Raw genomic sequence first — 4,536 nt, 5'->3', positions numbered from 1 at the left:
CATTAATGAAAACTCAGGGTAGGGGCAATTCATGAATTGCCCCTACCCTGAATCAACGATCGATTAAATCTAATAACTATCCGTAGGATTTACCAACTTAAGTAACTTCTGCTTGATCTGGTTGTCGAATACTTCCCACTTCAGCTTCGAGAAATCCGAATTATCATTAAACCCACACAAGAACCCAACTGGGATTTCAAACCCACCAGCGGTAAATCTACCACCGCCGAAGAACCGTCCCTCGCTATTTTTACCAAAGGCTTCCTTGATAAACTCGTCTGGATCGAGGGTTAATTTGGACGTGCGGAGGGAACCAATCACCAATTCGACTTCATCATCCTCATCGCGAACGATGCCGTATACAACCGCCGTATGGACGTTCTCCTCGGTAACTAGGAAATCTGCTGCTTGGGGAATGGCGTCGCGATCTTCATAGCGTAAATAGCCGACACCCGCGATCGAGAAGTTATTTTGTACTACTCTATTGGTAAGCGATCGCTGAATGACTTCCATCACTCGTTTCGATCGGTATACTTGGAGGATGGCATTGAGCAGTTGGGCGTCATAAAAGCGGCTCAGATATCCCGCCGCTAAAAAGTCTTCTTCCTGCGCCTGCATCAGGCGGTTGGTATCGGAGCGTAAGCCGTGCATCAGTGCGGTGGCACATTTGACATGCTCGCTGATACTGCTATCGAGTTTGAGCAATCCTGCTTGGAGATATTGTGTCAGGATCGTGGCTGTCGCGCGAGTCGAGGGACGAATATCGACAAACTCGGCGTTAAGGTCTTCTTGGAGGCTGTGATGGTCGATAATGACGGTAATCGGGATGCCAGCTTGACGAACTATTTCTAATAGTTGACAGGTGGTACCTTGATTATCAATTAGGACGCAGCCTTGGTAGTGAGCGAGATCTTTTTCCTTGAGACTAGCACTCGAAATCTTTTTGGTCGGTAGTCCCGTCAGTTTGACGAGGGCGATATTTTCTTGATGGCTCAGAGCGCCAGCGTAGACCAGATCGCAATTGATATTATACTGCTTGGCAATCAGTTGATACGCCCAAGCTCCAGACAACGCATCAGGATCGGGGAAGTCTTGCAGCAAGACGATTTGACGATCGCCACGATGCCGCTCTAGTGTGGCTTTAAGTGCGGCTACCCGAATATCTTCAGTGGGTAAGTCGCAGCGGTTTTCAAGCTGAGCGGAGCCGCTAGGGGCTGGTAGCGTGAGTGTCACTGGCATCGATAGTCCATGACCGCCTTCACGATCGAGCTTTAGTTCTGGATGTTCGGCATCTGGTGTTGACTGTGTCATTTCGAGCAGTCCACGTATAGAATTTGTGTCTATACTTGAAGCTTGACCATTGAGAAGCTTAGTCGAATTTAAAGACATCTAATTCAGTAGAGGTATAATATCCCTAATCACTCATCATAAACAACTACGATCGGATTGGCAATTAGCGATTTTACTTAAGTCTCGCCCATATACGTCACAATCTTTGTGAGCAGCGGGTTTAGACTTTTTATTTCCAGTCGATCGCTTCATCACTTCCCGGCTCCATCCGACTCAGTATTCCACTATTTGATTGCTAAATAAAGCACAACTCTTACTTAGAGGCGCTGTAATAAGTTCAGTCCGTGAGTATCTGTGCCACAGGTATGCAGCAAATTATAACTATTGCCTAGGCGTTTGACTGTCTCAGTTTGCTCGAAGCTGGGAATCCAAGGATTGGGATTATTATACGCATAATATGTCTCTACCCCATCGATACCAAGCGATACTGCCGTCGGAATTAGTTCTTCGGGCGATCGACGATATCGCGCGGGGTGTGCTAGGACGACAATCGCTCCAGCGCGATGTAAGGCGGCGATGACGCGTTCGGCGCGGGCATCCACACCTCTAGGTTCGCGCCCAGTCAGATAGGGAGCCAGACTCGGCTCAAGCGGATCGAAGCCATAGCCCAAGATATGTACATCTACAGGCGGCAGATAGGCAGTAATTTCTATTCCCGTCCACAATTGGAGCGCTGGAGCTGCCGAATTCGCGCTATCCTCGCTGGCTACTTGCATGGCTAACCATTGTGCCGCCCGATAATAACCGTCAACACAATGATGATCTGTAATAGCTATGCCTTGCAGTCCGATTTTTACGGCCTGCGCCATCAGATCTTCTGGTGTGAGCTTACCATCGGAGCAATTGGTGTGCATGTGAAAATTGTAATGCTTCGGACAACTATCGGGCTGAATGTTGGTGAAGATTTGCCGCAGTAGGTTGGTATTCTGTGATGAGTATTGGTTCCCCATAGCTTTGGATATCCGAGTCTGGTAGTTGCTGACGATCGTCAAGGTAGTTCTGTAAAAAAGTTACTTGTTTCTATTTCTAAAGATTACCCCACTCTTCACAATACTTTATGAGAATAGCCGCTATTACTCTCTCAGGATTTGGCAAGTTGTTAGTATTCCTTCTCTCATTGTAACGGTCTCCCCGCCCGATCGTCAGATCCACTTTTGGCGATCGACCCCCGCGATCGACCCCAGTAGAGTAGTAAAACATTATACCTAGCTTAGACTACAGGCTTTATGTGTCGATTCTCGATCGATTATCAAAAAGTTTAATGATATTTTAAGATTTCTCACAGATTCAGACTCTAGCCAATTTCCTAATTTATGATGTATGGATGTGCTAGATCTCGCACGACGAAAAGTGCGACACGGTCGGGCGCTCCGCCTAGTAGTCTTGGCGAAATCCTGAATAAAGCACCGATTACGAACGCCACAGCTACAGCATCTTGTTGAGAAAGTTCTTTCAGCCATCAGGCGGGTGAGGTTTTACGATCGTGTTATCAAACTTTCTACGTTCTCTATTCCTAGCCGTGCTATTGAGTTTTTTGGCTCCCATGCTCCTGATGTCAGGGTCATTGGCTAGCACTTGGTTACTAACTTGTATTCCTGGTTTGGGCGCGATCGGTCAAATACCCACTAATATGTTACTGGCTTTTCTCGATACCTTTGGTGGCGGCTGTGCTGTCCAAGGCATGTTAACAATCGCCTTAGTCTGCGGCTTTGTCGGCGCATTGTTTGATATTTACGCCTTTTATAGCTTGCGGATGCAAAAGGGGAATTAGGGATTAGGCTTTAGGCTTTGGGGAATAGGGAATAGGGAATAGGGAATAGGGAATAGGGAATAGAACTGCGTTCCAGTATTCTTCTTACCTCTTACCTTTTACCTCTTACCTTTTACCCATTACCCATTACCCATTACCTCTTACCTCCACCCCCCGATCCCCTTACAATAGAGACATAACTTTACATTTGGGCGATCGCATGGCGGAGGACTTCAGAGAATTTTTAAAGGTACTCGAAAAACGGGGACAACTACGACGGATTAAGACACTTGTAGACTCCGACTTAGAAATTGCCGAAATCTCCAATCGGATGCTGCAATGTGGCGGCCCTGGCTTACTATTTGAGAATGTCAAAGGAGCAAAGTATCCTGTTGCCGTAAATATCATGGGCACGGTAGAGCGGATCTGCTGGGCGATGAATATGGAGAAACCTCAAGAACTAGAGGATTTGGGGCGCAAATTGGCAATGCTCCAACAGCCCAAGCCACCCAAGAAAGTCGCTCAAGCTGTCGAATTTGGCAAAGTATTATTTGACGTTCTCAAAGCCAAACCCAGCCGAGATTACTTTCCACCCTGCCAGCAGGTAGTCGTCGAGGGAAATGACCTAAATCTCAATAACCTGCCCTTAATTCGCCCTTACAGTGGCGATGCGGGCAAGATTGTTACCTTGGGATTGGTAATTACCAAAGATTGTGAAACCGGGACGCCCAATATCGGCGTGTACCGACTTCAGTTGCAATCTAAAAATACGATGACCGTCCAGTGGTTATCCATTCGTGGCGGTGCGCGTCACCTCCGCAAAGCTGCCGAACGGGGTAAAAAATTAGAAATAGCCATCGCACTCGGCGTACATCCCCTGGTAATTATGGCAGCGGCGACGCCAATTCCGATCGATCTCTCTGAGTGGTTATTTGCGGGGATCTATGGCGGCGGTGGGGTCAAACTAGCAAAATGTAAGACAGTAGATCTAGAAGTCCCCGCCGACTCAGAATTCGTCCTCGAAGGGACGATTACACCTGGGGAAGAAATGGTCGATGGCCCCTTTGGCGATCACATGGGCTATTACAATCAATCCAAATCATGCCCGTTGATTCGCTTCAATTGCATGACTCATCGCAAAGATCCCATTTATCTTACTACCTTCAGCGGTCGTCCGCCCAAGGAAGAAGCGATGATGGCGATCGCGCTCAACCGGATTTATACGCCGATTCTCCGCCAGCAGGTACCAGAAATTGTCGATTTCTTCTTACCGATGGAGGCGTTGAGCTATAAAGCGGCGATTATTTCGATCGATAAAGCTTATCCGGGACAAGCCAGACGCGCCGCGCTTGCCTTCTGGAGTGCCTTACCCCAATTTACCTATACCAAGTTCGTCATCGTTGTCGATAAAGATATCAACATCCGCGACCCGCGCC

The 4,536-nt window shown here is 47.7% G+C and carries 4 protein-coding genes; 2 read left to right on the top strand and 2 right to left on the bottom strand.

Going from position 1 to position 4,536, the window contains the following annotated elements; translation table 11 throughout:
- Positions 1-69: 69 nt before the first annotated feature.
- A complete protein-coding gene (locus tag RMO35_RS15850; RefSeq protein ID WP_309742293.1) occupies positions 70-1,389 on the bottom strand; it encodes a bifunctional oligoribonuclease/PAP phosphatase NrnA in 1,320 nt (439 codons plus the stop codon).
- A gap of 218 nt (positions 1,390-1,607) precedes the next feature.
- Positions 1,608-2,300, bottom strand: a complete 693-nt coding sequence (locus RMO35_RS15845) for a PHP domain-containing protein (RefSeq protein ID WP_309742292.1) — start codon at positions 2,298-2,300, stop codon at positions 1,608-1,610.
- 533 nt (positions 2,301-2,833) lie between these two features.
- Between RMO35_RS15845 and RMO35_RS15840 the strand changes: the two genes are divergently transcribed.
- Together RMO35_RS15840 and RMO35_RS15835 are read left to right on the top strand one after the other, a co-directional pair.
- Complete coding sequence (locus RMO35_RS15840) at positions 2,834-3,121, top strand: hypothetical protein (RefSeq protein ID WP_309742291.1); 288 nt, start codon at positions 2,834-2,836, stop codon at positions 3,119-3,121.
- Positions 3,122-3,320: 199 nt separating this feature from the next.
- A partial coding sequence (locus tag RMO35_RS15835) for a UbiD family decarboxylase (protein ID WP_309742290.1) occupies positions 3,321-4,536 on the top strand: 1,216 nt, incomplete at its 3' end.

It is taken from the genome of Chamaesiphon sp. OTE_20_metabat_361 (assembly GCF_031364565.1).
Note: the sequence above shows the minus strand (reverse complement) of the source record. Positions and strands in the feature narration are given on the sequence as shown.